Below are 26186 nucleotides of genomic sequence, written 5' to 3'. Positions count from 1 at the left end.
GCGAGCACCGTGCGAGTAGTGTCGGCGGACCACCAGGCCCTTCCGCGAGTCATAGGAGGAAGGTGGAATGAGTCATCGCCCGAACCTCGCCCAGCGCGCAGGGCGTTGGAGCGCCGAGCACCGGCGCATCGCGATCGGCGGCTGGATCGCACTCGTGATCGTGAGCCTCTTCATCGGCAGCGCGGTCGGCACACAGCACCTCGCCAGCGAGGATCTCGGCAACGGCGAGTCGCGCCAGGCCGATCAGATGCTCGCCGACGCCGGCTTCGACGACCTCGCGCCGGAGACCGTCCTGATCCAGTCCCGCGACGGCGACCTGACGATCGCCGACCCCGCCTTCAGAGCCGGCGTGAGCGACGTCGTCGTGACGCTGCGCAGATTCCCGACCGTCACGAACGTCGAGTCGCCGCTGTCGCCCGCACACGCGCAGCTCGTCTCCAGAGATGGCGGGTCCGCGCTCGTCTCGTTCGACATCAGAGGCGACGAGGACGCCGCCGAGGACCGCGTCGGGCCGATCCTCGACGCCGTCGCGCAGGTCGACCAGCGCCATCCGCGGCTGCGGATCGAGGAGTTCGGCGACGCGAGCGCCAACAAGGCGCTGACAAAGGCGTTCGAGGACGACTTCCGCAAGGCCGAGTTCCTCTCGCTGCCGATCACGCTGGCGATCCTCGTGCTCGCCTTCGGCGCGCTCGTCGCCGCCGGCCTGCCGCTGCTGCTCGGGCTCTCGGCGGTCGCGATCACGCTCGGGCTGCTTGCGCCCGTGAGCCAGCTGTCCGGGGTCGACGAGGCGATCTCGTCGGTGATCCTGCTCGTCGGTCTCGCGGTCGGGGTCGACTACTGCCTCTTCTACATCCGCCGCGAGCGCGACGAACGCCGGCTGGGGCGGGGGAAGGAGGCGGCGCTCGACCTCGCGGCCGCCACGTCGGGCCGGGCGGTGCTCGTCTCCGGCTTCACGGTGATGGTCGCGATGGCGGGGATGTACATCACCGGCAACGCGACGTTCCAGTCGTTCGCGACCGGCACGATCATGGTCGTCGCGATCGCCGTGATCGGCTCGCTGACGGTCCTGCCGGCGATGCTGTCGCTGCTCGGCGACCGGATCGACAAGGGCCGCGTCCCGCTGGTCGGGCGGCTGCACAAGCCCGGCTCGGAGACCGGCTTCTGGGCGACGATCGTCGGCGCCGTGCTGCGCCATCCGCTGCCGTCGGTCCTGCTCTCCGGCGGCCTGCTCGTCGTGCTCGCGCTGCCGGCGCTCGGCCTGCACACGGTCAACTCGGGGGTCCAGGGGCTGCCGCGCGACCTGCCGGTGATGCAGACCTACGACCGCATCCAGGCGGCGTTCCCCGGCGAGCCGACGGCCGCCACGATCGCGCTCAGCGCGCCGGACGCGACCGCTCCGCAGACCGCGGCAGCGATCGCGCAGCTGCGCAGACAAGCGCTCGCGACGGGCTTGATGCAGGATCCTGTCACCGTCACGGTGAGTCCCGACAGAACGGTGACGAAGATCGACGTCCCGCTCACCGGCACCGGCACCGACGACGCGTCCGACAGCGCGCTGCTTGCGCTGCGCGACGAGATCGTGCCCGCGACGGTCGGGAGACTGCCGTCGGCGGAGGCGCCGGTGACCGGGCTCACCGCGAACTCCTACGACTTCAACCAGCTGATGAAGTCGCGCGCGCCGTGGGTCTTCGTCTTCGTCTTGTCACTTGCGTTCGTGCTGCTGATGGTGACGTTCCGCTCGATCGTGATCCCGGCGAAGGCGATCGTGCTGAACCTGCTGTCGGTCGGCGCGGCGTACGGGATCCTCGTGTGGATCTTCCAGGACGGTCACCTCGAGTCGCTGATCGGCTTCACGTCGATCGGCGGCATCACCTCGTGGCTGCCGCTGTTCCTGTTCGTGATCCTGTTCGGCCTCTCGATGGACTACCACGTGTTCATCCTCAGCCGCGTCCGCGAGGGCTACGACCGCGGGATGCCGACGGAGGAGGCCGTCTCGCACGGGATCCGCGCGACGGCCGGCGTCGTCACGAGCGCCGCGGCGGTGATGGTCGGCGTCTTCGCGATCTTCGCCACGCTCAGCTCGATCGACTTCAAGATGATGGGCATCGGGCTGTCGGTCGCGGTGCTGCTCGACGCGACGATCGTGCGCGCGGTGCTGCTGCCCGCGACGATGAAGCTGCTCGGCGACTGGAACTGGTACCTGCCGCGGTGGCTGGAGTGGCTGCCGCGGGTCGCGGTCGAGACCGAGCGCGTCGAGCATCCCGAGGGCGCCGTGCTGGCGATCGACGTCGAGCGCGAGGACGGGCGCACGTCGCTCCAGCTCAGCGGCGAGCTCGACCTCCAGACGACGCCGCAGTTCCGCGACCGGCTCGCGGACGTCGAGCCGCAGGACGGGACGCTCGTCGTCGACCTGCGGCGGCTGACGTTCATCGATTCGAGCGGGATCGGCGAGCTGGTCGGCGCGCACCAGCGGGCGCGCCGCGCGCATCGCCGGATCGTGCTGGTGCGGACGGACGGGACGGCGATCGACCGCACGCTCCACCTGACGGCGGTCGACAAGCTGTTCGAGACGGTGTCGGACCCGCCCGAGCTGGCCGGTCGCAGCTGAGAGCGGCTAGCGGTCGCGCTCGTCGTCGCCGAACGCGGCGGCGACGAGCGCGTCGAGCGGGATCCCGAGGCCGGTCGCCAGGCGCGTCTGCGTCAGCAGCGTCGGGTTGACCTCGCCGCGTTCGATGTTGCCGATGTAGACCGGGCTGAGGCCGGAGGCGACGCCGACGGCGTCGCGCGTGAGGCCGCGCTCCTCGCGCAGGCGCCGGGCGGCGAGCCCGAAGCGCTCCAGCAGCGGGTTGCGGTGGGGACTGTCGAGACGCCGTCGATCGAGCGTGCGCGTGCCCATTTGAGGGACGGTATACCCAGCTCGCCGGAACGTGCTTGGCGCGAACGCAGTTATGGAGCTTCGGTGCTCCTCGCCACAACCGGAAAGCGGTGAAAGACCTGTCGTTTCGTGCGGCCGGCGAGCGGCAACGCGTCCGCTTTGCGGGGAGCCGCATCAAGGTCCCGCGAACCCGGTCGATCAGCCGGGCCAGCACGACGCCGCGGTGGCACGCCGCGTGGTGGCACGGACACGCCGAAGGAGATCCCGTCATGAAGTTCAAGCAGCTCACCGTCACGCTGATCGCGGGGGCGACGTTCCTCGTCCTCGCGCTGTTGCTCGTGCTCGGCGTCGTCCTCACTCGAGGCGCCTCGTCGGACGTGCGCGACGCGAACGAGGCGCGCGCCGTCCAGGAGCAGCTCGCCGACGACCTCGCCGGCGCCTCTGCACTGCTGACCGACGAGGTGCGCGCGTTCGCCGTCTCGACCGACCGCAGACACCTCGACGCCTACTGGAGAGAGGTCGAGCAGACGAGAACGCGCGAGCGCGCCATCACGCGCATGAGAGCGCTGGGCGTCCCCGCCTCCGAGCTGGAGCTGCTGGAGCGCGCCGCGTCGCTCTCCAACGGGCTCGTCGAGACCGAGACGCGCGCGATGCGGCTGACGCTCGACGGCCTCGGCGTCGCGCCCGGCGAGATGCCGGCACCGGTCGCCGCGTTCACGCTCGCGCCCGCCGACGTGCAGCTGGACAGAGCGGCGCGGCTGGAGCGCGCCCGCGAGCTGCTGTTCGACGCCGAGTACTTCGCGACGAAGGAGAGAATCGGCGCGCCGATCGACGAGTTCCAGCAGCAGATGGACGCGCGGCTGCAGGACGCGATAGACGACGCGCAGACGGCGCAGTCGCGGGCGCTGTGGCTGATGAACGTCCTCGCGGTGCTGTTCCCGGTCGGCCTCGGGCTGACGCTGTGGTTCTTCCACACGCGCGTCGGCGTGCCGATCGCGCGCTACGGCGACGCGCTGCGCGAGCGCGATCCCGACGACGAGGGGTTTGCGCTGACGCCCGCGGGGACGGTCGAGCTGCACGAGCTGGCGGGTGCGTTCAACGCGCAGTTCGCCGAGAACCAGGAGGCGCTGCGGCGCAACCGCGAGGCGATCGCGGAGAACGAGGAGCAGTTGGAGCGCAACGAGCTGCAGCGGCAGGAGAACGAGGCGCAGCTGGAGCGCAACGCCGCGCTGATGCAGGAGCTGCGGACCGTCGTGGGCGAGGTGACCGAGGGTGCGAGCACCGTCAGCGCTGCCTCGCAGCAGGTCGCGCAGACTTCTGACGAGGCCGGTCGCGCGGTCGGTGAGATCGCCGGCGCGGTCGGGGAGATCGCCGTCGGCGCTGAGCGCCAGGTGCGGCAAGTCGAGGCCGTCAAGCAGCTCGTCGCGGAGGCGGCGGAGTCGGCGCGCGTCGGCGCGGCGCAGGCGCACGAGACCGCGAGCGCGACCGGCCGCGCGAGAGAGGCGGCGCGCGACGGCGTCGAGGCGGCCGCGGAGGCGACCGCCGCGATGGAGGACGTCAGCGAGGTCTCCGGCTCGGTCGGCAGCGCGATCGGCGCGCTCGCCGGCAAGTCGAAGGAGATCGGCTCGATCGTCGCGACGATCACGGGGATCGCGGAGCAGACGAACCTGTTGGCGTTGAACGCGGCGATCGAGGCTGCGCGTGCCGGTGAGCAGGGCCGCGGCTTCGCGGTCGTCGCCGAGGAGGTCCGCAAGCTGGCGGAGGAGTCGCAGCGGGCGGCGTCGTCGATCGCGGTGCTGGTCGAGCAGATCCAGGGCGAGACGAGCAACGTCGTCGGCGTCGTCGAGCGCGGCGCGCAGCTGACGCAGGACAGCGTCGCGACCGTCTCACGCACGCACGAGGCGTTCGCGCGGATCGAGCAGGCGGTCGAGGACATGAGCACGCGCGTCGCGCAGATCGCCGCCGAGGTCGCGCAGGTCTCGGCGAAGACCGAGCGGACGCAGGAGGAGATCGCCGGCGTCGCCGCCGTCGCCGAGCAGTCGTCGGCCTCCGCGCAGCAGATCTCCGCCTCGACCGAGGAGACGAGCGCCTCGACCGAGGAGATCAGCGCCTCCGCGCAGGAGCTGGCGCGCGTGGCGGTCGGCCTGGAGGCGCTCGTCAGACGGATCGACGTCGGCGCGGCGGCGTAGGCGCGGCCGGCAAGGCGCGGCGGGCAAGCGTCCTGGGTTGGTGTCGCTATGCGACACGAATCCAGGACGACCCCGGGTGGCTAAGGGCTCGCGCCGCCGTCGTGCTCGGTTTCGAGCAGTCGCGGCTCGTCGACGGTCGTCGGCCACTCGCCGTCAGCGGAGGCGGCGGCGCTCATCAGCGGCCAGGCGTCCGGCGCGTGCCGGGTCAGCTGGCGCTCGAAGCGGATTCGCCAGCCGCCGTCCGTCGTCTCCTCCAGCGCGCCCTCGTCGAGCCCGAAGCGGCGGACGAACGCCTCATGCGCGGCGGACATCTCCGGTGGCTGGGCGGGCGGGTCGATGCCGTCGAGCAGGCCGTCGAGCGCGTCGAGGCAGGCGTCCCAGCCGGCCGCGAAGCTGGCGGCGCCGGCGCGGTCGTCGAACGTGTGCGTGAAGACGAGCAGGCAGCCGGCATCGCCGTCGGGCGCCAGCTCGAAGCGGAGCAGCTCGCCCTCCCAGTCGAACGCGAAGACGCGCGGCGGGTCGACCTCGGCGATCGTGCCGGCGCTGCCGAAGCCGTCGCCGACGAAGCGGATCTCGGCGCCGGCGCGCAGCTCGTCCAGCTCGACGGGGGAGGGGAACCAGGCGCTCAGCTCGGCCGGCTCGGTGACGGCGCGCCAGACCTTCTCGGGCGGGTGCGCGACGCGGCGCTCGACGCGCAGGACGTTGCGTCCGCCGCTGCGGACCAGGGTCTCGTTCACGGTTCGTCCTCCATCGAGTCGAGGTGCTGCTCGAGTGCGTCGAGGTGCTCGGACCAGAGGCGGCGGTACGGCGTCAGCCACGCGTCGACCTCGGCCAGCGGCGCCGGGCTCAGCTCGTACCAGCGCCGCTGCGCGTCCTGGCGCACCTGGACGAAGCCCGCCTCCCGGAGCACCCGCAGGTGCTTCGACGTGCCCGGCTGGCTGAGCCCGAGCTGTTCGGTCAGGTCGCCGACGAGCCGCGGTCGCTCCAGCAGCAGGTCGAGGATCCGCCGCCGCGTCGGCTCCGCCAGCACGTCGAATGGGGAGGTGGCCATGGCCCGAATATAACGATTCGGGAATATACGCGCAAGGGGATGTTCGGGTGCGGCTACCTCGGAGTGCGGGTGCGCAGGGTCGGGAGGCCGGGGGCGGTGAGGGTCACGGTGCTGCGGGGTCTCGCCGTGCGGCGCGTGGCGCGGACCGCGAACGAGAGCGTCCGACGCGAGCCGGGGCGCAGCTCCGGAAGCGTCCAGCACAGCCGCGCGCCGCGCGCGCGTCTGCCGCCGCCGTCGGCGAGCAGGCGCGTCCCGCGCGGGAGCGTCGCGCATGCGAGCGCTCCGCGGACGGCGGTCGTGCCGGTGTTCGCGACCGTCAGGCGGTAGCGGATCGCCTGGCCGGCGCGGGCGCTCGTGCGGCTCGTGCGCGCCGTCAGCGCGAGCGCGGCACGCGCGCTCGGGCTCGCGCCCGGGCCGGACGGCCCGTCCGTGTCCGGCTGCCCTCCAGGACCGCTGCCGGACTGGCGGATCGTCACGCGCCGCGTCGCGGCGGGGCCGCTGACGCCGTCGAGCGTCTGCACGAGAGAGAGCGTGCGCTCGCCCGCGGCGAGCGCGGAGGTCGTCGTCAGCGACCAGGCGCCGTCGTCGCCGGCGACGGTGCTGCCGCGCGTGCGGCCGCCCGCGTCGCGCAGCGTGACGGTCGCGCCGGGGAGCGCACTGCCGGCGACCGCGAAGACCGGGTCGACGAGCGCGCCGGGGGCCGGCGCGGTCACGGCCGGCGCGCCGACGCCGGTCAGCGCGAACGCGGCCGATGCGCTGCCGGCGACCGCGTCGACGGACTGCACGGCGGTCAGCGGATGCCGGCCGGCGGCGACCTCGACGGCGGCGCTCCACGCGCCGTCGCCCGCGGCGGTCGCCTCCGCGACGGTCGCTCCCGCGGCATCGCGCAGCTCGACGGTCGCGCCGGCGACCGCGCTGCCGCCGACCGTCGCCTCCGCGTCGGCGACAACGGTCCGCGCGCCGTGCGTCAGCTCCGGAGCGCCCGGCCGCACTGCGACCTGGACGATCGCGCTGCGCGGGCTCGGCTGGCCCGCGACGAGCTGGCCGACGCGGATCCGCCGTCTGCCGGGCGCGAGTGCGGCGGTGAAGTCGAACGCGCCGCTCGCGTCGGCGGTCCCGCCGCCGACCGCGTCCTGAACGCCGCTGAGGAAGACGTTGACGCCGGCGTTCGGCAGCGCGGTGCCGGTGAACCGCACGTGGCCGGCGTCGTCGGCGCTCTCGCCGGTCGCCGGTCTCGCCAGACTCGGCACCGGCGGGCGCACGACGACGGCGTGGTCGGTCTCCGCCGAGACGCCGCCGTAGCTGACGCGGACGGTGATCGTTCTCGCGCCGGCGCCGAGCGGCACGGTCGTCGTCGTGCTCCACAGCGTCAGCGAGACCGCCGTCGTCGTCGCGAGCACGCGGTCGTCCTCGTCGAGGATCGTGATCGTCGCGTCGGGCACGGCGTCGCCGCCGCTGATCGCGAACGTCTGGTCGACGACGGAGTCCGCCGCGGGCGTCGACAGGCTCGGCGGGCTGACGCCGATGACGTGCTGCTCCGGCGCCGCATCGCTGACCTCTCCGTTCAGCTCCTGCGTGACGGTGAGGTAGTTGTCCCAGTAGTCGATCGTCACCGGCGTGTTCCAGTTGCCGTTCGCGTCGGCCTGCGTCGTCGCGGCGACGGTGCTGTTGCGCGTGAGCGTGATGTTCGCGTTCGGCTCGGCCGTCCCGCTCGCGGTCACCTGCGAGCCGGTCGCGGCGGCGGCGGGCAGCGTGCCGAACGCCGGCGGCGCGGGGAGGACCGTGAACCAGACGGTCGTCGCGTCGCTCGTCAGTCCTCCGACCTCCTGCGTGACCGCGACGCTGTGCGAGCCGGGGGCGAGGTCGACGGTGAAGTCGAATGCGCCGTTCTGGTCGGCGGTCCCGGAGCCGTGCACGATCGGGAGCACGGGGTTGCTGACGTCGACTCTCGCGCCGGGCTCGGCGGTGCCGCTGAAGCGGACCGGCCCGGCGACGACGCCGCTGGAGACGGGCGTGGCGACGGTCGGTGGGTCGGGGGCGACGGGCGTCCCACCGTCGGCGACGGTGATCGCACGCGTCCGCGCCGGGCCGACGACGCCCTCGCGCGTGACCGTCACCGAGAGCGTGTGCGGGCCCGCGGGGAGCGCGACGGTCGTCGTGAGCGACCAGTTCCAGTCGCCGGAGGCGTTGCTGCCGAGCAGGGCGCCGTTCTCGTCGCGGACCTCGACCGTCGCACCCGGATGGTTGTGGTCGCCGACGACCGTGAAGGTGGTGCCGACGGTTGCGTTCGCGGCCGGCGTGAACACGCGAGGGGTGGCCAGGTTCGCGACGTAGACCGCGGAGGAGGGGGCGCTCGTCTCACCGCTCACGGTCTGGACGGCGGAGACGTAGTTGTCGCCGTCCTCCGCGCTGACCGTCGCGCTCCAGGCGCCGTTGCTGTCGGCATACGTGCCGGTCCGCGCGGTGTTGTTGACGAACACGGCGATCGGGGCGTCTGCGACGGCGGTGCCGGAGACGGCGATCGTCCCGCCGCCGGTGATCGTCGTCGGGGAGTCGACCTGGATCGTCGGCGGGTCGGGCGGCGCGGCGTGCGCCGCCGGTGCCGCGAGCCCTATCGCGAACAGGCTCGCCAGCACGACCGCGATCGCGATCAGCTTCACGTTCCATGACCGAATCGGTCCGAGCACCACGTTCCGTCCTTCTCCGAGCAGGGTCAGCACAAGCCCTCCATTCGGGGGCAGGCGGCCGCCGAGCGCAACGCGTAGCGCTACTGATCCCGACCCTGAACCGGCGGTGGCTGCGGTTTGACAGCGATGCACCGCGAGCGGGAGGATCGGGCGCGATGCGTCTCCTCGTCACCGGCGCGAGCGGCTTCGTCGGCTCCGTCGTCTGCGCCGAGCTGCTGCGGCGCGGGCACGACGTCGTTGCGAACCACGTCTACGGGCCGGGCGGCTGGTACGCCGCGGAGATCGTCGGGCGACTGCGCCAGCCGGGCCGCTTCGCCGTCGTCGGACCCGTCGAGGCGGTACGCCCACACCAATGAACCGGTTTTACGTGAGGTAATTTGGGTCCCCATAGGGGCCTCAAACTGCCCCACGTAAAACCGGTGCAAGAAACGGTGTGGCGATTTGCCGGGTCTACCCGCAGGCCGCGCCGGCCGGCGTCTTCTGGACGTCGCCCGGGTAGAGCATGCGGCCGAGGCTGGCGACCGCCACCTGCCACTGGGAGCCGCGCCGCAGGACGCCGACCTCGAGCCCGCCCGGAGCGCTGACGACGCCTTCGAGCCAGCGGTTGCCCTGTCTCGCTCTCGCGTCCTCGACGGTCCAGCGGCTGCCTCTGGAGACGCCGACGCTGCCGCTCCCGGTTCGCAGCTCGTATCTGCCGTTGGCGCAGAACAGCCAGTCGACGGCCTCGTCGTCGCCGCGGGTGCCCACGAGCCGTGTGTTCTTGAGCTGCGTGAAGAGCGCTCTGTTCGCGGCGTTCTGTGCTCTGCATCGCTTCTGGGCGCTGCCGCTGAGTCTGGTGCATCTGAGGACCTGCGGTGCGGCGCCGGCGGCACCGGCTGACGGTGCGACGGCGAGCGGCGTCGCCGCGGCCAGGAGGGTGACGGCGCCGACGGTCGCGAGGCGGCGCGCTGCGGCGTGGAAGGGCGAAGGCGTGCTCATGATCGTCGCACCTTATCTCGGTGTCGCTCCGCACGCCGCGCTGTCAACCGAGGTTGACAGCGCGGGCATCTGTCAACTATTTTTGACAGATGCCTGACCCGTACCGCATCCCACCGCCCGAGCACGTCGACGACGCGTTCGCCGCCGTCGTCGCGCTGCGCCGCCTGGCCGACCGGCTCGAACGCGCGACGGTCGCACGCGCGCTCGCGGATGGCTGGACGTGGGAGCGGATCGCGCAGGCGCTCGGCGTATCGCGGCAGGCCGCCCACAAGCGCCACGCCAGACACACCCCGCCGTTCAGATCGAGGAGACCGTCGTGAAGCTGAAGAACCCGCTCAAGGACATGCGCACGATCCGCGCGCTGCTCGAGGGTGCCGAGCGCGAGGCGCAGGCTGAGGGTGAGGACCGCGCCGGCGCCGAGCACCTGCTGCTCTCCGCGCTCGCGCTGCCCGATGGCACCGCGCGCCAGGCGTTCGAGCGCGCCGGGAGCGACCCCGACGCGCTGCGCCAGGCGATCGCCGCCGTCCACGCCGACGCGCTCCGAGGGATCGGAATCGAGCCGCCCGACGAGCAGACGCTGCCGGTCGCGTCGCGCCCGGACGCGAGCGGCCCGATGCGCACCGGCGCGACCTGCCAGGCCGCGTTCCAGCGCGCGAGCGAGCTGTCGAGACCGGGACACCTGCTCGGCGCCCACGTCGTGCTCGCCGCGACCGAGCTGACCGAGGGCGTGACCCCGCGCGCCCTGCGCGCCGCCGGCGTCGACCGCGACGCACTCGCAGCGGCCGCGCAAGCGACGCTCGACGCCTGAGCACGACGCCACCCTGATCCCGATCCTGATCCCGGACCCAGCGGCGCGGTGAGCGACGCGCCGTCCAACACAGGACGCAGCGGATCGACGCGCTCGTGCTCGCACCGCGCTGCGTGCGCGCCGGCCGGCTGCCGAGACGGATCGCGGTGCGCTTCCAGCTCGCCGCGGCGGGCGACGTGCGGCTCGTGCTCGAACGCCGCCGTGGCGACGGGGCGCCGAGGCGCTGCCCACGGACGACCGCGGGCAGTCGCCCGCACGGGAGCTTCTCCGTCGTCGATCGCCGCAGCGTGCCCGGCCGCGCGGGCGCGAACGCCGTCACGCTCCTGCGGGCGGTGCGCGCCCGCCTGCGCCCGGGCACGTACCTGCTGACCGTCACCGCCGGGACCGCGACCGCCCGCAGCGTCCCGACGGTCCTGAAGCGCTAGTGAGCGTCAGGGGTCAGAGCGCGCGGATCGCCCGGGCCGGGACGCCGGCGACCAGCGTGCGCGGTGGGACGCTCTTCGTGACGACGGCGCCTGCGGCCACCACGGCGTCGTCGCCGATGGTGACGCCCTGCAGGACCATCGCGCCCGCGGCGATCCACACGCCGCGGCCGACGCGGACGGGTGCGGTCGTGATCTGCGAACGGCGGGTCGCCGGGTCGAGCGGGTGGCCGGAGCTGATCAGATGGACGTTCGGTCCGATCATCACGTCGTCGCCGATGTCGATGCCCCCGAGGTCCATCGCGGTGCAGCCGTGGTTGACGAACACGTTGCGGCCGAATCGGAGGTTGCGGCCGCCGTCGGTGTGGAACGGCGGCAGCACGCGAACCGACGGGTCGAGCTCCTGACCGGTCAGCTCGCCGAGGAGCGCGCGCATGGCGTCGAAGTCGCCCGGCGGCAGCGCGTTGAGCCGACCGAGGATCTCCCACGCACGACGGATCTCCGCGTACGCCGCGCGCGACTCCGGCGTTCTGCTGTGTATGACGGTCCGGTCCTGCGTCGGTGCCGGCGCGTGTTCGGGGTCGGTCCTGAACATGCGACGGGATTCTCCCGGATGCCGCCGTGGCATCAACGCGAGACCGCTCAGCGCGCGGTCAGGGTGCCGCGCATCCCGGCTTGGCGGTGGCCGTCGACGGAGCAGTAGAAGACGTAGTCGCCCGCTGGCAGATCGGCGGTCGCGGTGGTTCTGCCGTCGTGGATCGTGCTCGTCGCCGCGACGACCCTCGCGCCTCGCGCGATCGTCACGTTGTGCGGGACGGGCGAGTCGTTCGCAAACCGGACGGTGAGCTGGCCGGCGCTGACGGTCGCCGTGGTCCGGTCGTAGGCCGAATCACCCGTCGGATCGGCAGCGATCCGCAGCGTGTTGGTCTGCGTGGCCGCGGTCTGCGCGTCATGTTCCTCGGTCGGCGCGCCCGCCGTGATCACCGCTGTCGTGACCGTGGCCGCGGCGAGGATGGCGCTCGTCAAGATGACGAGCCGGCCCGCACGTGCCGAGCGCGCGAGGTCTGGGCGCGCGATCCCGGCGGCAGCGACGCCGAAGGCCCAGCACGCCAACAGAGCGCCGGCGATGTAGAACGGGACCTTGCTCGGTTCGGTGGTGGCGGCGAACACCCACGCGGCGTCCGCCACGCGAATCGGGTGCATTGAAGAGAACGGTAGCGCACTGGCGAGGCTCGAACTCGCCGAGATCGTCCAGCCACATCTTCAGCGTCTCGCGAAGGAGGTCGGCCTTCCCGCGCACGCCGGGCGCGCAGTCGCACTGGCGGGCGGCTCGTGCGGCGCGCCGCACGAGCCGCCTCGACGAGTCGTCGACTAGGGGTTGCTTATCGTGGCGCCGATTGGTCCGATCGTTGCGTCCACATCAAGGAAGCTGTCGCACAAGCCTCTTAGCATGACGAAGAGCCCGAGTCTCAGGTTCGACGCCGCGATCGTTCTCGTCGGGGTTGACCATGTCCCAGACAGCGTGCCTGCGTATAGGCATTCGCCGAACGGTGTTGTGAATAGGATCGTGATGTTGCTGAGTCCCGTCGATCCCGCTAGCAGCACGACAGTGATCGGGTTTCTCGATGTCGTTAGCGTCTGGGCTCTCTGTATCTGACCGCTGCAGCCGCTGATCGTGTACCCCGTGATCAGTCCTCTCGCGCCTCCGGCTAGGCCTCCGATCGCCGAAGCGGCCACGTTGCTGAGTCTGCATGTTCCCGCCAGAAGGACGGAATTTATTGCGAGTCTGCCGGTGTCGGTTGTGGAGCTGTATGGATCAGGGCTGATCGATGCGGCCGCAGTCCCCGACGTCAGGCCGACACACGCCGCGATGAGTCCAACGGCGACAAGGCCTTGCTTCATGAAGCTCATGCCCCCTCCTCCTCGATAGATGATCGATCGGCAGCTCCCCGCCACCGGATCGTTAAACAGAAATCCAGCATACAAAGAGAGGTCCGCGTGCGACCGATATGCCGCCGCGCGCACCCATCACCCGGTCACAGTCGCGCTGTGATTCAACGTCGCCGGGCGCCGGACCGCGAACCCGCGTCATCCGAAGGGTTGCGACACGACGGAGGCGCCCAGACGACCGCTGAGGCCGGAGGCGCGGGCTGCGGGGCGGTGGACGGCGGCGCGGAGCGCGTCCTCGGTGCCGATCACGATGAGGTGGCGGCGGGCGCGGGTGACGGCGGTGTAGAGCAGCTCGCGGGTGAGGATGCGGGAGTCGGCGGCCGGGACCACGACGGCGGCGGTGCCGAACTGCGATCCCTGGCTCTTGTGGATCGTCATCGCGTGGACCGTGTCGACGGCGCGCAGGCGGGCGGGGCGGACGGCGACGATCTCGCCGCGTCGCTCGAATGCGGCGGTGAGGCCGCCGGAGGGGCTGGCGACGACGACGCCGGTGTCGCCGTTGAAGAGGTCGAGGTCGTAGTCGTTGGCGGTGATCAGCAGCGGGCGACCAGGATAGTCGCGGGCCCAGGTGCCGGTGGCGGCGATGTCGCCCGCGAGCCAGCCCTCGACCAGCGGCATCCACGTCGTGACGCCGTGGGGGCCGCGGCGGTGCGCGCAGAGCAGCCGGAAGGCGCCGAGCGCGTCGAGCGCCGCGCGTCCGTCGCCGCCGAGCGCGGCGGCGATGACCTCCCGGCCGGCTCGTGTGGCCGCGTCGCGCACGGGCGCCAGGACGGCCGCTGTCGCGGTCGCGGGGTCGCCCGCGTCGATCGGGATCCACGTGACCTCGGCAGGAGCGCTCACGAGCGCCGCGACGAGCGCATCCGCATCGCCGGCGCGAACGGCGGCGCTGACCGCTCCGATGCCCGCACCGAAGCGGTAGACGCGCTCGAGCTGCACGATGCCGGCGCCCGGCCGCGCTGCGCGGACGATGTCGCCGAGCACCGCACCGGCCTCGATCGAGGCGAGCTGGTCGGGGTCGCCGACGAGCACGAGGCGCGCATCGGGCCGCACGGCCTCGAGCAGACGCGCCATGAGCGTGAGCGAGACCATCGACGCCTCGTCGACGATCACCATGTCGTGCGGCAGCCGCGCGTGGCGGTCGTGACGGAAGCGGCTGTGACTTCCCGGGCGCCATCCGAGCAGTCGGTGCAACGTCGACGCGCGCAGCCCGGCGAGCTGCTCGCGCACGTCGGGCGTGGTGTCGAGCTGGGCGGCGCGGTGGTGGACCTGCTCCTCCAGACGCGCCGCCGCCTTTCCGGTCGGCGCGGCGAGCGCGATCAACGGGACCGGCCGGCCCTCCGCTCGCGCCTGTTCGACGACGAGCGCGGCGATCTGTGCAACCGTCGTCGTCTTGCCGGTCCCGGGGCCGCCGGCCACCGTCGCGAATCGGCGCACGGCGGCAGCCGCGATCGCATTGCGCTGCCGCGCGTCGTCGGGCGCGAGGCGCTTCAGCCGAGCGGTCAGCGCCGCCTCGTCGACACCCGCCGGCAGCGCCTCGAGACGGCCGCGGAGGTCGGCTGCGACCTGGCGCTCCTCGCGCCAGTAGCGGTCGAGGTAGAGCGCGGTGCCGACGAGCCGCAGCGGCGTCGTGTCGGCGCCGTCCTCGTCGCCGACGCCGACGAGCGCGCAGCCGGCCAACGCCGCGACCCAGGCGCCGGTCTCAGGCCAGGGGAGGGCGTCGAGGTCGATCCGTTCCTCCGTGTCGACGGCGACCGTCGCGCGGATCGTCGCGAGGTCGACGAGCACGTGACCGAGTCGCGGCGCACGCGCCGCCAGCGCGAAGGCGAGCAGCAGCTCAGCGTCGGCGACGTCTCCCAGCGCGGCCAGGCGCCGCGCGACCTGGACGTCGGCGATCGAGAGCACGCCAGCGTCGTTGAACGCTCGCAGCAGCGCTGGCGCCCCGCGCGCGAGGCGGACGTCGAAGGGGTCTCGCTCGCGCAGCGAGGTCATGCCGCCGTTCCCTCCTCGAAGACGTCGCTGAGCGCCGGCACGAGCCCTTCGGGCGGCCGCCAGGCGAAGACGCCGCAGGGCGCGCCGTCGAGGACGGGCGTCGCCGAACCGGCCATGCCGCGCAGGAACGCGTAGACGATCAGCGGACGGTCCCGGTCGGGGTGGTGGTCCTCGACTCGCCAGCGCAGATAGCGGTGCAGCGCGACGGCGTAGAGCAGCGCTTGGAGGACGTAGTGCGAGCGCTGCATCTCGATCGCGAGTGCCGCCGGGCGATAGTGCCATGGGGTCAGCGCCTCGCCGGCGGCGGCCAGTCGGTTGGTCTTGTAGTCGACGATCGCGTACGGGACGCCCTCGGCGCGGCGTGCGACGAGGTCGATCGCGCCGGCCAGATAGCCGCGCAGATGGGACCGCAGCGCCGGATCGGAGAGGCGCTCGGCGTAGCCCGCCAGCGGGTCGTCCGGGGCGACGTGCGCTCGCAGGACCGCCGCCACGGCGGAGAGCGTCAGCTCGCCGGTCGGGGCGTCGCCACCGACCAGCGGCAGCTCGAAGCCCATCTCGTCGAGGCGCGCGCTGCGGGGGAGGTCGCGCAGCCGCCAACCGCCGGCCAGCTCGCCCAGCGGCGTCTCGATCGCCGCCCGCAGGCCGCCGGCGAGCGCCGCCGGGTCTCCGACGTCGATCCGGCGGCGGTCGAGGGCGGCGCCGATGTGGGCGGTCAGCTCGCCGTCGAGGTCGGAGGCCGCGAAGTCGGTCGCTTCGAGCACGCTGTGGACGAAGGTGCCGATGCGCGCGCCCGCCGGCAGCTCCGACAGCAGCGACACGGCCGCGCTCGCCGTCGCACGGTCGTCGCCGGAAGGGGAGGGGAGCAGCAGCGGGATCTCGACGGCGTCGTCGGCGCCGGGAGCTTCCTCGAGCTCGCTCGCGACCCGTGCCTCGAAGGCGCCGGCGGTGATCGTCGTGAAGGAGGTGCGTCGCCACCGTTGATCGAGCGCGCGATCGAACGTCGCCGCCTCCAGCAGCGTCCAGGGCTCCTGGGGCGGCGACCAGCGGACTCCGTCGACCACGGTCGCCCGCTCGACCGCGATCGCTCCCGCGGCTGCGGCCGCGAGCTGCCGGAAGCGGTCGGTCGCGGCCTCGTCGGTCGGCGTGAAGCTGCCGGTCGCCGGCACGTTGCCGTCGGCGTCGCGCTCGAACACGAGGCGTCCGAGCGCTGAGTTGCGGCTGGACCACGATCCCGCCCACCAGACGACCGCCTGGTGGCGTGCGCGCGTGAGCGCGACGTAGGCCAGGCGCAGCTCCTCGCCGAGCTGCTCCTCCTTGTCCTGGCGCTGGTGGCGGCGGTAGTCCTGGTTGTCCTCGTCCAGCGCGACGTCGATCGTGCGAGCACCGCCGTTGGCAGCGTCGTGAAAGGTCGCCGGCAACGGCTCGTTCGGGATCCAGATCGGGTCCCACAGGTAGGGGCAGTAGACGATCGGGAACTCCAGGCCCTTGCTGCGGTGCACCGTGAGCACCTGGACGGCCTCCGCGTCGGACTCCAGGCGCCGCGCGCGATCGTCGGCGTCGGCGTCGCGGTCGCCCGCCTCGATCCGGCGGCGCAGCCACGCGGCCAGCGCGGTGATGCCCAGCTGCTCGTCGGCGGAGGCGGCGTGCAGCAGCTCACCGACGTGGCGCAGGTCCGTCAGGCGCCGCTCGCCGCCGACGATCTCCAGCAGCCGGACGGACACGCGCTCGCTCGACGTGATCGTCTCCGTCAGCGCGGCGACTCCGTGGCGGCGCATCACGCCGGCCCACGCGTGCAGGCGCTGCTGCAGCTCGTCCCACGCGTCTTCGGCGGCCGCGGCGACGCGCACGGCGCTCCAGCCCAGGAACGCGGTCAGGGCGGCCGCGCGGGCGCGCGCGAGCAGCTCGGGACGTTCGAGCGCTTGCAGCAGCACGAGCCAGTCGCGCGCCGACTCGCTTGCGAAGACGCTGCCGCCCCCGGCGACGACGGCGGGAACGCCGGCGGCCTCGAGCGCCGTCTTGATCTCTCGCGCCTGGACGTTCCGGCGCACCAGCACGGCGACGTCGCCGGGGCCGACGGGCGTGTGGCCGACCGCTCTGCCGTCGCTGTCGCGCGTCTCGATCCGTGCGCCCGACTCCAGCAGCGCGACGACGTCGGCGGCGAGGTCACGGGCGACGTACGCGCGCGCCGACGCGGGGCTGGCGGTGCCGCCGCTGGTCAATCTGACGGTCGGCGCGTCGCGCGGGACGACGCGGATTCGCAGCGGCGCCGCGCCCGGCGCGCCGTGCAGGCGCGGGGCGCGATTCGCCGCGGCGGCCCGCACCTGCCGGTAGACGATCTCGTCGTGACCGAGGCGTGCCGCGCCGAACAGCGCGTCGTAGGCGTCGAGCAGGCGCTGGTCGCTGCGCCAGTTGACGCGCAGGGTGGGGTGGGCGTCGGCCGCGCGTGCCGCGTCGAGGTAGGCGAACACGTCGGCGCCGCGGAAGGAGTACACCGCCTGCTTGGGATCGCCGATCAGCACCAGCGTCGTCCCGGTGGCCGCGAAGGCGCGGCGCATGATCGCCCACTGGTCGGGATCGGTGTCCTGGAACTCGTCGACGAGCGCGATGCGGTAGCGCCGGTGCAGGCGCGCCGCGACCGCCTCGCCGTCCGGACCCTCGAGCGCGTCGCGCAGCCGCAGCAGCAGGTCGTCGAACGTGACCAGCGCCGCGGCGCGCTTGCGCCGGTCCAGCTCGGCGCGCGCGGCCGTCGCGAGGCCGACGCGCATCCCCGCGTAGGTGCTTCTGCCGGCCGCTCTCGGCTCCAGCACGGCCGACGGGTTGTCGATCGCCTTCAGCGCGACGCGCCCGGCCTCGGCGCGTCTGAAGTGGGGAGGACGGGTGAGGAAGCCGCGCACGTAGAGATCGTCGACGACCTCCTCGGCGAGGTCGCGGACGTCCTCCTGGAAGCGATGGTCGCGGTCGAGGTCGGCGGCGAAGCCGAGCTCGCCCAGCGCCTCCTGGCAGAAGCTGTGGATCGTCGTGATCGTCGCTGCGTCGAACTCGGCCAGCGCGCGCACGATCCGGTCGCGGCGTCGCGCGACCTCGGCGGACGTCCCGGACGCCAGCAGCCGCACGACCTCGTCGTAGACGCCTGGTGCGGCGCCGGCCGCGATCGCGTCGAGCGCTTCGCGTGTGCTCGCGAGCCGGTGCCGGACACGGTCGCGCAGCTCGCCGGTCGCCATGCGCGTGAACGTGACGATCAGCAGCTGGTCGAGCGGGATGCCCTCTGCGACGTAGCGCGTCGCGAGCGCCGCGATCGCGTAGGTCTTGCCGGTGCCGGCGCTGGCCTCCAGCACGGTGACGCCTTCGGGCAGCGGGCCGCAGAGGTCGAACTCGGCGACGTCGGCGGCGGTCACCGGTCGATCAGCTCCTCGTGCGCGAGCAGGCCCGACCACAACCGTCGCGCGTAGCGGCCGAAGCGGGACGGCTCCGACATGTCCCAGTCCTCGCCCTGCTCGTCGTCGCGTGGCGCCTCCGCCAGCAGCCGCTCGAACGGCAGCGTGCCGCCGAAGACGAGCTGGTGCTCGGGGTCGAGGTCCTCGCGGAGCGGCTGGAAGTCGGTCTCCCACGCGGTGTGCGCACGCGCGACGGCGGTGGCGCCGCCGGCCGCATAGGCGGCCGAGGTCTGGCGGAAGAGCGGGAGCGGCTCGCGCATCCCGCGGTCGTAGAGGTCGACGATCCGCGCGAGCTCGGCGTGCGCACGCGTGCGGCGGACGTCCGGCTCGCCGCCGGGCTGCGCGATCCGCGCGATCGTCGTCGCGCGGTCGACGTCCCTGCGCGCGCGGCCGACGGTCGTCGCGACCAGCGACCGCTCCGGGAACGCCGCCGTCAGCGCCAGCAGCCGGACCCATGACTCCATGCGCCGGCGCGGGTCGACGCGCGAGTAGGTCACGACCGGCAGCACGTACTGGCCGACGCCGCCGATCGTGCCGGCGAGCGTCCGTCCGTCCTCCAGCGCGATCCGCACGTCGAGCGTCCGCAGCGGTCCGCCGGCGCCGACCGTCTCCGCCGCCGCGCCGAGGATCGCCTCGACCTCGGCCACGACCCCGCGCAGCACCTGGTCGCCGAGCGCACCCGGCGGCACGCTGCCGCGGGCGCGCTCGTCCGCCACCGCGACGCCGACGTCGACGCCGGCGCGGCGCGCGGCGAGCAGGCGCGCGCCGAGGCCCCAGCGCGCGAGCGGGTCCAGCTCGATCGGCAGGCTGTCGCTCCGTTCGCCGGCGCCGACGTCGACGCCGACTCCCAGCCGCTGTCGCAGGAACGCGCGGACCGGGTGGCCGACGAACGCGAGCAGCTGGTCGAGCTCGATCACGTCGGCGTCCTGCGGCTGCAGCGGGCGGGGGAGGAAGGGCGGCCGACTGCCGCGCTCGCCACCCAGCGCCCGCGCTCCCTCGAGCGTGACCCCGTCGAAGCTCCAGGCCCGCTGCGGGACGAGCGTCGACGGCGCGAAGTTCGCCGCGTCGAACGGCTGCAGCGGGTGTCGGACGAGGACCGCGTCACGCGCTCGGCCACCGTCCGCTGCGCAGGCGGTGCGGTCGATCACGTCGAGCAGCTCGCCGATCGGCACGGCCGGTGCGCGCTCCGCGTTCGTGCGCTCGCTGCGGCCGGAGTAGGTGACGATCAGGCGGTCGCCGGCCGCCATCAGCGCATCGAGCAGGATCTGCCGGTCCTCGGAGCGGCCGTCGCGGTCGCCGATCCACGGCTCGTCGAGCAGCACGTCGTCGCCGTCGCGCGGCGAGCGGCGCGGGAAGACGTCGTCGTCGAGTCCCAGGAGGCAGATCACGCGATGGGGTACCGACCGCATCGGCTGCAAGGTGCAGACCGTCAGATGGCCGGTGCGGAAGTTCGTGCGCGTCGGCCGCCCGGCGAGCCGCCCGCCGAGCAGGGCGGCGACGTCGGCGACGTCGAGCGAGACCGCGCTCGCGACCCCGTCGTTCGTCGCCTCCTCGACCACGTCGGCGAGCAGCTGCTGCAGCTCCGCGCGCTGCCAGGCGTCGCGCGGCGTCGTCGCGGTCATCGTGTCGGCCGCTTCGGCGATCGCGGTCGCCCATGCCGAGATCGGCTTCGGCGCGGCCAGCTCGTCGAGCGCGGCGGCGAGCCGGTCCAGCAGTTCGGCGAACCGGCCGGCGAGGTCGATCGCCGAGCTGTCGACGTCGTCGAGCGGCAGCACGCCGGCGAGCGTGTGACCCGGTCGCTCAGCCATCGCGACGCCGGTCAGCAGACGGTCCAGGCCCGCCGCCCACGTGCCCTGCGGGACGTGCTGCAGCCTGAACGGTGCGCGATGCGCGGCATCGAGGCCCCAGCGGATCCCGCTTGCGGCAACCCAGTCCTCGACGCGTGCGAGCTCGTCCTCCTCGAGCCGGAAGCGCCGCCGCACCGGCTCCCGGTCGACGAGGTCGAGCAGCTCCGACGCGGTGACCCGCGCCGTCGCGAGCTCGAGCAGCTTCGTCACGACTCCGAGCACCGGATTGGTCTGGCGCAGCGAGCGATCGGCCAGCCGCACGCGCAGCTCGGCGGGGTGGGCGCCGGAGAGGTCGACGGCGTCGTCCGCGAGCGCTTCCCCGACATCCGCCTCGCCGGCGCCGAACGTCGCCTCCACGAGCGGAGCGAACGTCTCGATGTCGGGGCACATCACGATCACGTCGCGCGGCTCCAGCGACGGATCGTCGGCGAGCGCGTGGAGGATCGCGTCCCGCAGCACCTCGACCTGTCGCGCGCGCCCGTGACAGACGTGCACCTGGACGCTCGCGTCGCCGTCGCCGAGCTGGACCGGTTCGTCTTCGCGCGGCGTGCGGTCGGCGCGGATGTCGGCCTGGACACGCGCCAGCAGCGTGTCCGGCTCGTCCCCGGCGCCGATGGCGTCCGCGTGCACCGCCTCGGTCGGCAGCGGCTCGAGCAGCAGCTGCAGCTCGCGCCCGTCGCGGCCCCAGGAGGCGAGGAGAGGATGCGCCGGCAGGGCTGCGCTCAGTGCTTGCCCGCGCGTGAGGATCGGACCCCGTCCTGCGGCGTCGGCGATGCCGCGCCACGCGGCGGGTGACGGCATCAGCAGGAACAGATGCACGTCGCGGCGCTCGGCGAGAGCGCGCAGGAGCTGGAGGTCGCGGGCGGGCAGACTCGTCAGGCCGAAGAGGGAGATGCGCTCGGGCAGATCGCTCAGGCCGGGATCCTCGACCAGGCGGGCGCGCCCGAGATCCAGCAGCTCGGCGGGCCCGGGCACGCCGACCCGCTCCCGCAGGCGTCGCCACAGCTCCGCCTGCCAGCGATGCTCCGCATCGAGCGCGCCGCCCGCACCGTCCTCGTCGCTGCCCGCGGCCCACGCGCGCAGCATCGCGGGCCGGTGCAGCGCGTAGCGCGCGAACAGCGTCGCGACATGCCGCACAGCGCTCAGGCGGCGCGAGCGGTCGCCGGCAGCGCGATCCAGATGGGCGGTCAGGCGTCCGAGCCAGGCCTCGTCGCTCGCCGCGTCGACCAGCTCCAGCAGGGGCCACAGCGCTCGCTCCGGCCGCCATGGATCCGTCGCGGCGTCCAAGCCCGACGCGGCAGCGATCGCCTCTTCGACGACGCGGCGGGGCGTCGGGAACGCGACGTTCGCGCAGATGCCGTCGCCCGCGCCGGGGCTCGTGCCCAGACGGCCGGAGAGCCGCTGAGCGAGCCACCGCTCGACGCCGCGCGTCGGAACCGCGACGACCTCGGCCGCGAACGGATCGGCCAACCGGACCGTCAAGACCTCGGCCAGCGCAGCGACGAGCCGATCGGCGCCGTCCGCATGGTGCACGTGAAGCATCGACCGCCGCGAGGACGCTGCGTCAGGCGGCGCGCCGCCGGTGCCGGCGAGCTGGAGGGCGGCCGCGGTGGGGGATCTGCATCCGACCTCAAGGATCTCAATCGCGTCGGCCGGAAGAGGCCATCAAGCGAGGTCGGGTGGCTTCACCGGCGAAGTTGGGGGCGCGCTCGCGCGGGTATCGTGCCTCCCTGATCCGGATGATCGACCCGCTTGCTCCGACTGACCCGTTGCTCGCCGCCGTGCTCGCGTGGGCGCGACGACAAGCGACCGTCCGCGTGGTGCTGCTCACCGGATCGCGCGCGCAGCCGGCCGCGACCCCCGACGCCCTGTCGGACTTCGACGTCGAGCTGTACGTAGATGGCGATCCCGCCATCTACGCCGACGACGGCTGGCTGCCGGAGATCGCACCGGTGCTCGTCTCGGTCGGCGACGCGTGGGAAGGCGATCCGACCCGGCTGGTCTTCTTCGAGGGCGGCCGCAAGGCCGACTTCCTGATCCGCCGCCTCGATGCGCTCGACGCGCTGACAGAGCAGCTGGACGAACTGCACGAGCGCGGGTTCGTCGTGCTGCTGGACCGTGACGGCCGCGCCGCCGGCCTGCCGGCGCCCAGCGGCCGTCCACGACGCGCCGTGCCGACCGCGATGCAGCTGGCTGACGCTGCGCGGGAGTTCTGGTTCGAAGCCGCGCACGTCCCGCGCTACCTCGCGCGCGGCGAGCTGTGGCCGGCGCAGACGCGGCTCGCCAACGCCCGTGGCGAGTTGTTGCGGCTGATCGAGCTGCACGCTCAGGCGACCAGCGGCGCCGCCGCCTCCGACGTTCGCCATCTCGGGACGGCGCTCGCGCGGTGGGCTGCGCCATGGATCACCCAACGGCTCGCTGCGACCTTCGCCGGCTACGCGCGCGAGGAGACCTTTCAGGCGCTGCAGGCCGCGACCGCGCTCTTCTCGCGCGTCTGCGCCGAGACCGCCCACGCCGCCGGCGTCCCCGCACCGATCGAGATCGAGCGCGCGATGCGCCCGCTCACCGCGGCGATCCCGGACATGAGCGGTGGCCCATGACCGCCGGGTGTTCGCGCTCGTCGCAGGCGGTCCGCGCGACGGCGCGTAGGCGCTACGTCGTACGATCGCGAGATGCTCACCAGGTCGCCGTCCCGTACCGGTCTCGTCGCGCTGCTCGCCGCGCTCGCCCTCGCAGTCTCCGCCGCGTCGGCGCTCGCCGGCTCCGGCTGGCACCCGGTCGCCAGCATGAGCACCGTCCACCGCGCGCATGGGGCGGTGCTGCTGAGAGACGGCCGGGTGCTCATCGCCAGCGGCACCAGCAGCGGCGGCGCGGTGGCGACCGCCGAGCTCTACGACCCGGTGAACGGTTCGTGGACGCCCGCGGCGCCGCCGCTCGTCCCGCGCCACTACGCGACCGCGACACGGCTGATCGACGGCCGGGTGCTGCTCGTGGGCGGCGCCGCCGCGACGGGCGTGACCACCCACGCCGAGCTGTACGACCCGACCGCCAACACCTGGACGGCGACCGGTGCGATGAACGAGCCGCGCAACGGCCATGCCGCCGTGCTGCTGGCCGACGGCAGAGTGCTCGTCGCCGGCGGCGCCGACGACACGCGCAACGCGAGCGCGACCAGCGAGGTCTACGACCCGGCGACCGGCCTTTGGACACCGACGGCCGGCACGATGAGCGACTCGCGCGAGAACCTGCACGCGGCGCTGCTGGACGACGGCAGAGTTCTCGTCGCAGGCGGCTACGACGTGAACCCGTCGACGATGTTCCGCTCGAGCGCCGACGTCTACGACCCGGCGACGAACAGCTGGAGCCCGACCGGCGCGCTGGCGACATCGCGCGGGCAGGGCGGCACCGCGGTGTTGCCCGACGGTCGCGTGCTCGCCGTCGGCGGCGTCAACCACACTGGCTTCTTAGCGTCGATCGAGCTGTACGACCCGGTCGCCGCAAGCTGGTCGCCGGGCGGGGCGATCCCGCACGCCGGCAACGTCGTCACGGCCACCGCGCTCGACGACGGCCGCGTCCTGATCCAGTCTGACGGCAGCACCGAGACCGTCCTGTTCGATCCGGCGACCAACGCGCTCTCGCCCGTCGCGCACCAGTCGTCGGCGCCCCGCGGGCTGGCGTCGCTCACCGTGCTGGAGGGCGGCAGAGTGCTGATGGCCGGCGGCAACAACCTCGCCACGGCGGAGTTGTTCACGCCCCCGGCCGAGCGCAGCGCGGCCCTCGCGGGCGGCTTCGGCGACGTGCCCGTCGGCGCGAGCGCCGAGCGCGACGTGACCGTCGAGAACAGCGGTCGCAGCCGGCTGTGGATCGACGCGACGGCGCTCGCGGGCGCGGCCGCCGCCGACTACGAGATCGTCGCCGACGACTGCACCGGTGCGCAGCTGCTGCCCGCGAGAAGATGCGTCGTGCGGGTGCGGTTCACGCCGTCGGCGAGCAGTGCCCGTGCCGCCGAGCTGACCTTCGACGACAACGCCGAGCAGTCGCCCGCCTTCGCGCTCGACGGTGCCGGCGTCGTGCCGCCGGAGGGGAGACCGTCCCCGCCGGAGGCACCGAGACCGCCGGCTCAGCCGACGCCGGATCTGCCGAGACAGTCGGTCCCGCCGGTCCCGAGACCGGCCGCTCCGAGACGGGCCGCTCCGAGACGGGCCGCTCCGAGACGGGCCGCGAAGCCGATCTCGATCGAGCGGTTCGCGCTGGTCTGGCGGTGCGTGCGGCCGCTGCCGAGCGGCAGCGCCCGCGTGGGGCTGGCACTGAAGCTGACACGACAGGCGAGAGTCCGGATCGAGGTCTCGCGCGCGATCGGCACGCGCGGCCGGACGCTCTGCCCGCCGCGCGGCAGCGGCTCGTTCGACGGCGACCTCGCGAACCCGCTCGTGCGCGCCCGCGGCACCACCAGAACGGCGGTCGCGTCGAGCGTCATGCAGCGCCACGTGCTGAGGCTGCGGCTGCGGCCGGCGCTCTACCGCATCACGGTCCGGCCGTACACGGGGCCCGGCAGACTCGGCCGCCCGGCCCACCGCTGGCTGCGCGTGCTGGCTCCCTGACCGCCTCCGGCTCAAACCCGCCCGCGGTTGTCAGCGCACTGAACCGAGCGCGGCACGCAGCTCGCTGGAACTCGGTAGGCGCGCGGACCGGCTGGTCGAAATGCGGCGTCTCATTGGTTTGACATGCGCCGTCTCATTACTTGTCGCGTCGCGTTTCTCATCGGTTTGTCGTGTGATGGCAGTTCGGCGTTGCCTGGAGTTCCGGCGGCCGAACGCCACCGATGACGCGGTCACCGTGGCTGCCGCTACCGCAGGCTAGGCGAGTTTGTTTCATCCAACGCATCCGGATCACTCGGTGTTACGCGCGCGCGACGCTATGCGTCATTCACGTCGCTGTGCCATGGCAGGCGGGCGCCTATGCCGTTGGCGGCTCGGAGCGTCCAACGACTCCGTTGACCTTGGACAGTTGATCGGCTGGCCGGCAACGACGTCGTTCGACTGGCTGAGGAGTTCGTCAAGCCTGAAGGGACATCTCACACTAGTCGACGGCATCGTCGCCGTAGAGCATCCGATGAAGTTCGGTCTTGCCAGCGCGGTCCATCTCGCGCAGCTGCCGGTTAGATCGAAACTGGTGGAGCCAACCCTTCTTTCGCACCTTGAACCTCACGTCGAGCAGCTCCAGGGTGTCATTCTCTGCCAGGCTGCACGGCACCCATTCTCGGAACGGCCCTCGGCGCCCATAGGCAACATGCAGGACGGGCAGCTGGTCGGCGTTGTTGTGATCCCAGTCCATGTGGCTAATCCACTCGAACGGGATGCGGCCTACTCCGATCACCGTGTGCAGCGCGCCCTTCGGGCGACGCTTGCCGGCCTCAATAATCTTCGCCTTGCCCTTGTGGATCGCAACCTCGTAAATAGCCGTGAAAACCTCAAGGCCGCGGTCGTGCAATCCCTTTACTTCGAACTTCATCCAGTCGTCGGGACGGACGACGCGGTATACGAGATCCGGGTAGCTGTTCTAACCCAGTCGGAAGACCAGGATCTCTGGAGCGTGCTGCCGCTTAGAACGGTCATACCAGTTCGGCAGGTCGAGGTGCTCGCGAAGTTCGCGCTTAACGGTCGTCCTGTGCTCGACTATGCGTTGTGGCTCCGGCCGCTTCAAGACCTTGCGGATGAGGCCGGCAGCTCGGGCAACAGCGCTGAGTTCGCCGCCTGAGACCGGCAAAGCAGGCTCCTTGTCAGGCACAAGCGAATCTTAGGCGTTGACAGCGTGCGCGGCGCGCACCCCGTCCTGACGACCGGAATCTCCGCGCCGGCGGGCCGCTCGGCTTCAATGCCCGATAATCGATCTTATGTGAACCAACAAGTGTGCTCGGCGAGCGTCAGACGACTTCGTGTGAGACGACTTCGGTTTG

20 protein-coding genes are annotated in these 26186 nt (G+C 72.9%); 9 read left to right on the top strand and 11 right to left on the bottom strand.

All coding sequences use genetic code 11. The features are described 5' to 3' along the window. The first annotated feature begins 67 nt into the window (after positions 1 to 67). Positions 68 to 2608, top strand: a complete 2541-nt coding sequence (locus CWOE_RS16920) for an anti-sigma factor antagonist (RefSeq protein ID WP_012934857.1) — start codon at positions 68 to 70, stop codon at positions 2606 to 2608. Between the two features lie 6 nt (positions 2609 to 2614). Here the strand turns inward: CWOE_RS16920 and CWOE_RS16915 are convergent, their stop codons facing one another. After that, entirely contained in the window at positions 2615 to 2896 is a 282-nt protein-coding gene (locus tag CWOE_RS16915) for a helix-turn-helix domain-containing protein (protein WP_012934856.1), read from the bottom strand. Positions 2897 to 3144: 248 nt separating this feature from the next. On the opposite strand from CWOE_RS16915, the gene CWOE_RS30860 reads away from it, so the two are divergent. Next, positions 3145 to 5064 (top strand): methyl-accepting chemotaxis protein, encoded by a 1920-nt coding sequence (locus CWOE_RS30860; RefSeq protein WP_012934855.1) that lies wholly within the window; start codon positions 3145 to 3147, stop codon positions 5062 to 5064. An 80-nt stretch (positions 5065 to 5144) separates the two neighbouring features. On the opposite strand, the gene CWOE_RS16905 is transcribed toward CWOE_RS30860, so the two are convergent. From CWOE_RS16905 to CWOE_RS16895, 3 genes are read right to left on the bottom strand one after another with little or no spacing between them, the layout of a single operon-like run. Further along, positions 5145 to 5801 carry an SRPBCC family protein gene (locus CWOE_RS16905; protein ID WP_012934854.1) on the bottom strand — a complete coding sequence of 219 codons (657 nt, stop codon included), beginning with the start codon at positions 5799 to 5801 and terminating at the stop codon, positions 5145 to 5147. Further along, a complete protein-coding gene (locus CWOE_RS16900) occupies positions 5798 to 6115 on the bottom strand; it encodes an ArsR/SmtB family transcription factor (RefSeq protein WP_012934853.1) in 318 nt (105 codons plus the stop codon). The genes CWOE_RS16905 and CWOE_RS16900 overlap by 4 nt, the downstream gene beginning before the upstream one ends. Before the next feature lie 53 nt (positions 6116 to 6168). Beyond that, on the bottom strand, positions 6169 to 8802 hold the full coding sequence (locus CWOE_RS16895) for a DUF11 domain-containing protein (RefSeq protein ID WP_160165527.1): 2634 nt from the start codon (positions 8800 to 8802) through the stop codon (positions 6169 to 6171). 155 nt (positions 8803 to 8957) lie between these two features. Between CWOE_RS16895 and CWOE_RS16890 the strand changes: the two genes are divergently transcribed. Then, positions 8958 to 9158 (top strand): NAD-dependent epimerase/dehydratase family protein, encoded by a 201-nt coding sequence (locus CWOE_RS16890; protein ID WP_012934851.1) that lies wholly within the window; start codon positions 8958 to 8960, stop codon positions 9156 to 9158. A gap of 94 nt (positions 9159 to 9252) precedes the next feature. Here the strand turns inward: CWOE_RS16890 and CWOE_RS16885 are convergent, their stop codons facing one another. After that, positions 9253 to 9780, bottom strand: coding sequence for a hypothetical protein (locus CWOE_RS16885; RefSeq protein ID WP_012934850.1), 528 nt, complete (start codon positions 9778 to 9780; stop codon positions 9253 to 9255). Between the two features lie 89 nt (positions 9781 to 9869). Between CWOE_RS16885 and CWOE_RS16880 the strand changes: the two genes are divergently transcribed. The 3 genes from CWOE_RS16880 (at position 9870) to CWOE_RS16870 (ending at position 11013) form a co-directional block, all read left to right on the top strand. Further along, positions 9870 to 10100 carry a helix-turn-helix domain-containing protein gene (locus CWOE_RS16880; protein WP_012934849.1) on the top strand — a complete coding sequence of 77 codons (231 nt, stop codon included), beginning with the start codon at positions 9870 to 9872 and terminating at the stop codon, positions 10098 to 10100. Continuing rightward, positions 10097 to 10588 carry a Clp protease N-terminal domain-containing protein gene (locus CWOE_RS16875; RefSeq protein ID WP_012934848.1) on the top strand — a complete coding sequence of 164 codons (492 nt, stop codon included), beginning with the start codon at positions 10097 to 10099 and terminating at the stop codon, positions 10586 to 10588. Before CWOE_RS16880 ends, CWOE_RS16875 begins: the two co-directional genes overlap by 4 nt. 95 nt (positions 10589 to 10683) lie before the next feature. Next, positions 10684 to 11013, top strand: coding sequence for a hypothetical protein (locus CWOE_RS16870; protein WP_012934847.1), 330 nt, complete (start codon positions 10684 to 10686; stop codon positions 11011 to 11013). Positions 11014 to 11026: 13 nt separating this feature from the next. On the opposite strand, the gene CWOE_RS16865 is transcribed toward CWOE_RS16870, so the two are convergent. The 6 genes from CWOE_RS16865 to recC all read right to left on the bottom strand — a co-directional run bounded on the left by CWOE_RS16865 (position 11027) and on the right by recC (position 21772). Next, positions 11027 to 11605 (bottom strand): DapH/DapD/GlmU-related protein, encoded by a 579-nt coding sequence (locus CWOE_RS16865; RefSeq protein ID WP_012934846.1) that lies wholly within the window; start codon positions 11603 to 11605, stop codon positions 11027 to 11029. 47 nt (positions 11606 to 11652) lie between these two features. Further along, complete coding sequence (locus CWOE_RS16860) at positions 11653 to 12213, bottom strand: plastocyanin/azurin family copper-binding protein (RefSeq protein WP_012934845.1); 561 nt, start codon at positions 12211 to 12213, stop codon at positions 11653 to 11655. 168 nt (positions 12214 to 12381) lie between these two features. After that, a complete protein-coding gene (locus tag CWOE_RS32875; protein ID WP_012934844.1) occupies positions 12382 to 12921 on the bottom strand; it encodes a hypothetical protein in 540 nt (179 codons plus the stop codon). A gap of 177 nt (positions 12922 to 13098) precedes the next feature. Then, positions 13099 to 14949: an exodeoxyribonuclease V subunit alpha gene (gene recD / locus CWOE_RS16850; RefSeq protein WP_012934843.1), complete on the bottom strand. Its 1851-nt coding sequence runs from the start codon at positions 14947 to 14949 to the stop codon at positions 13099 to 13101. Beyond that, on the bottom strand, positions 14946 to 18344 hold the full coding sequence (locus CWOE_RS16845) for a UvrD-helicase domain-containing protein (protein WP_012934842.1): 3399 nt from the start codon (positions 18342 to 18344) through the stop codon (positions 14946 to 14948). Before CWOE_RS16845 ends, recD begins: the two co-directional genes overlap by 4 nt. Then, the gene (gene recC, locus CWOE_RS16840; RefSeq protein ID WP_012934841.1) at positions 18341 to 21772 is read right to left on the bottom strand and encodes an exodeoxyribonuclease V subunit gamma; all 3432 of its coding nucleotides are present in this window, start codon (positions 21770 to 21772) and stop codon (positions 18341 to 18343) included. Before recC ends, CWOE_RS16845 begins: the two co-directional genes overlap by 4 nt. Positions 21773 to 21969: 197 nt before the next feature. Here recC and CWOE_RS16835 point away from each other — a divergent pair, with 197 nt between their 5' ends. From CWOE_RS16835 to CWOE_RS32870, 3 genes are all read left to right on the top strand, one after another. Continuing rightward, positions 21970 to 22830, top strand: a complete 861-nt coding sequence (locus CWOE_RS16835) for an aminoglycoside 6-adenylyltransferase (RefSeq protein ID WP_012934840.1) — start codon at positions 21970 to 21972, stop codon at positions 22828 to 22830. Between the two features lie 72 nt (positions 22831 to 22902). Next, positions 22903 to 24831: a kelch repeat-containing protein gene (locus tag CWOE_RS30855; RefSeq protein WP_012934839.1), complete on the top strand. Its 1929-nt coding sequence runs from the start codon at positions 22903 to 22905 to the stop codon at positions 24829 to 24831. Between the two features lie 406 nt (positions 24832 to 25237). Then, on the top strand, positions 25238 to 25987 hold the full coding sequence (locus CWOE_RS32870) for a hypothetical protein (protein ID WP_148261050.1): 750 nt from the start codon (positions 25238 to 25240) through the stop codon (positions 25985 to 25987). Positions 25988 to 26186: the final 199 nt, after the last annotated feature.

The organism is Conexibacter woesei DSM 14684 (assembly GCF_000025265.1).
GTDB lineage: Bacteria > Actinomycetota > Thermoleophilia > Solirubrobacterales > Solirubrobacteraceae > Conexibacter > Conexibacter woesei.
The sequence above is the reverse complement of the archived record's forward strand: the minus strand, read 5'-3'. Positions and strand labels throughout refer to the sequence as shown.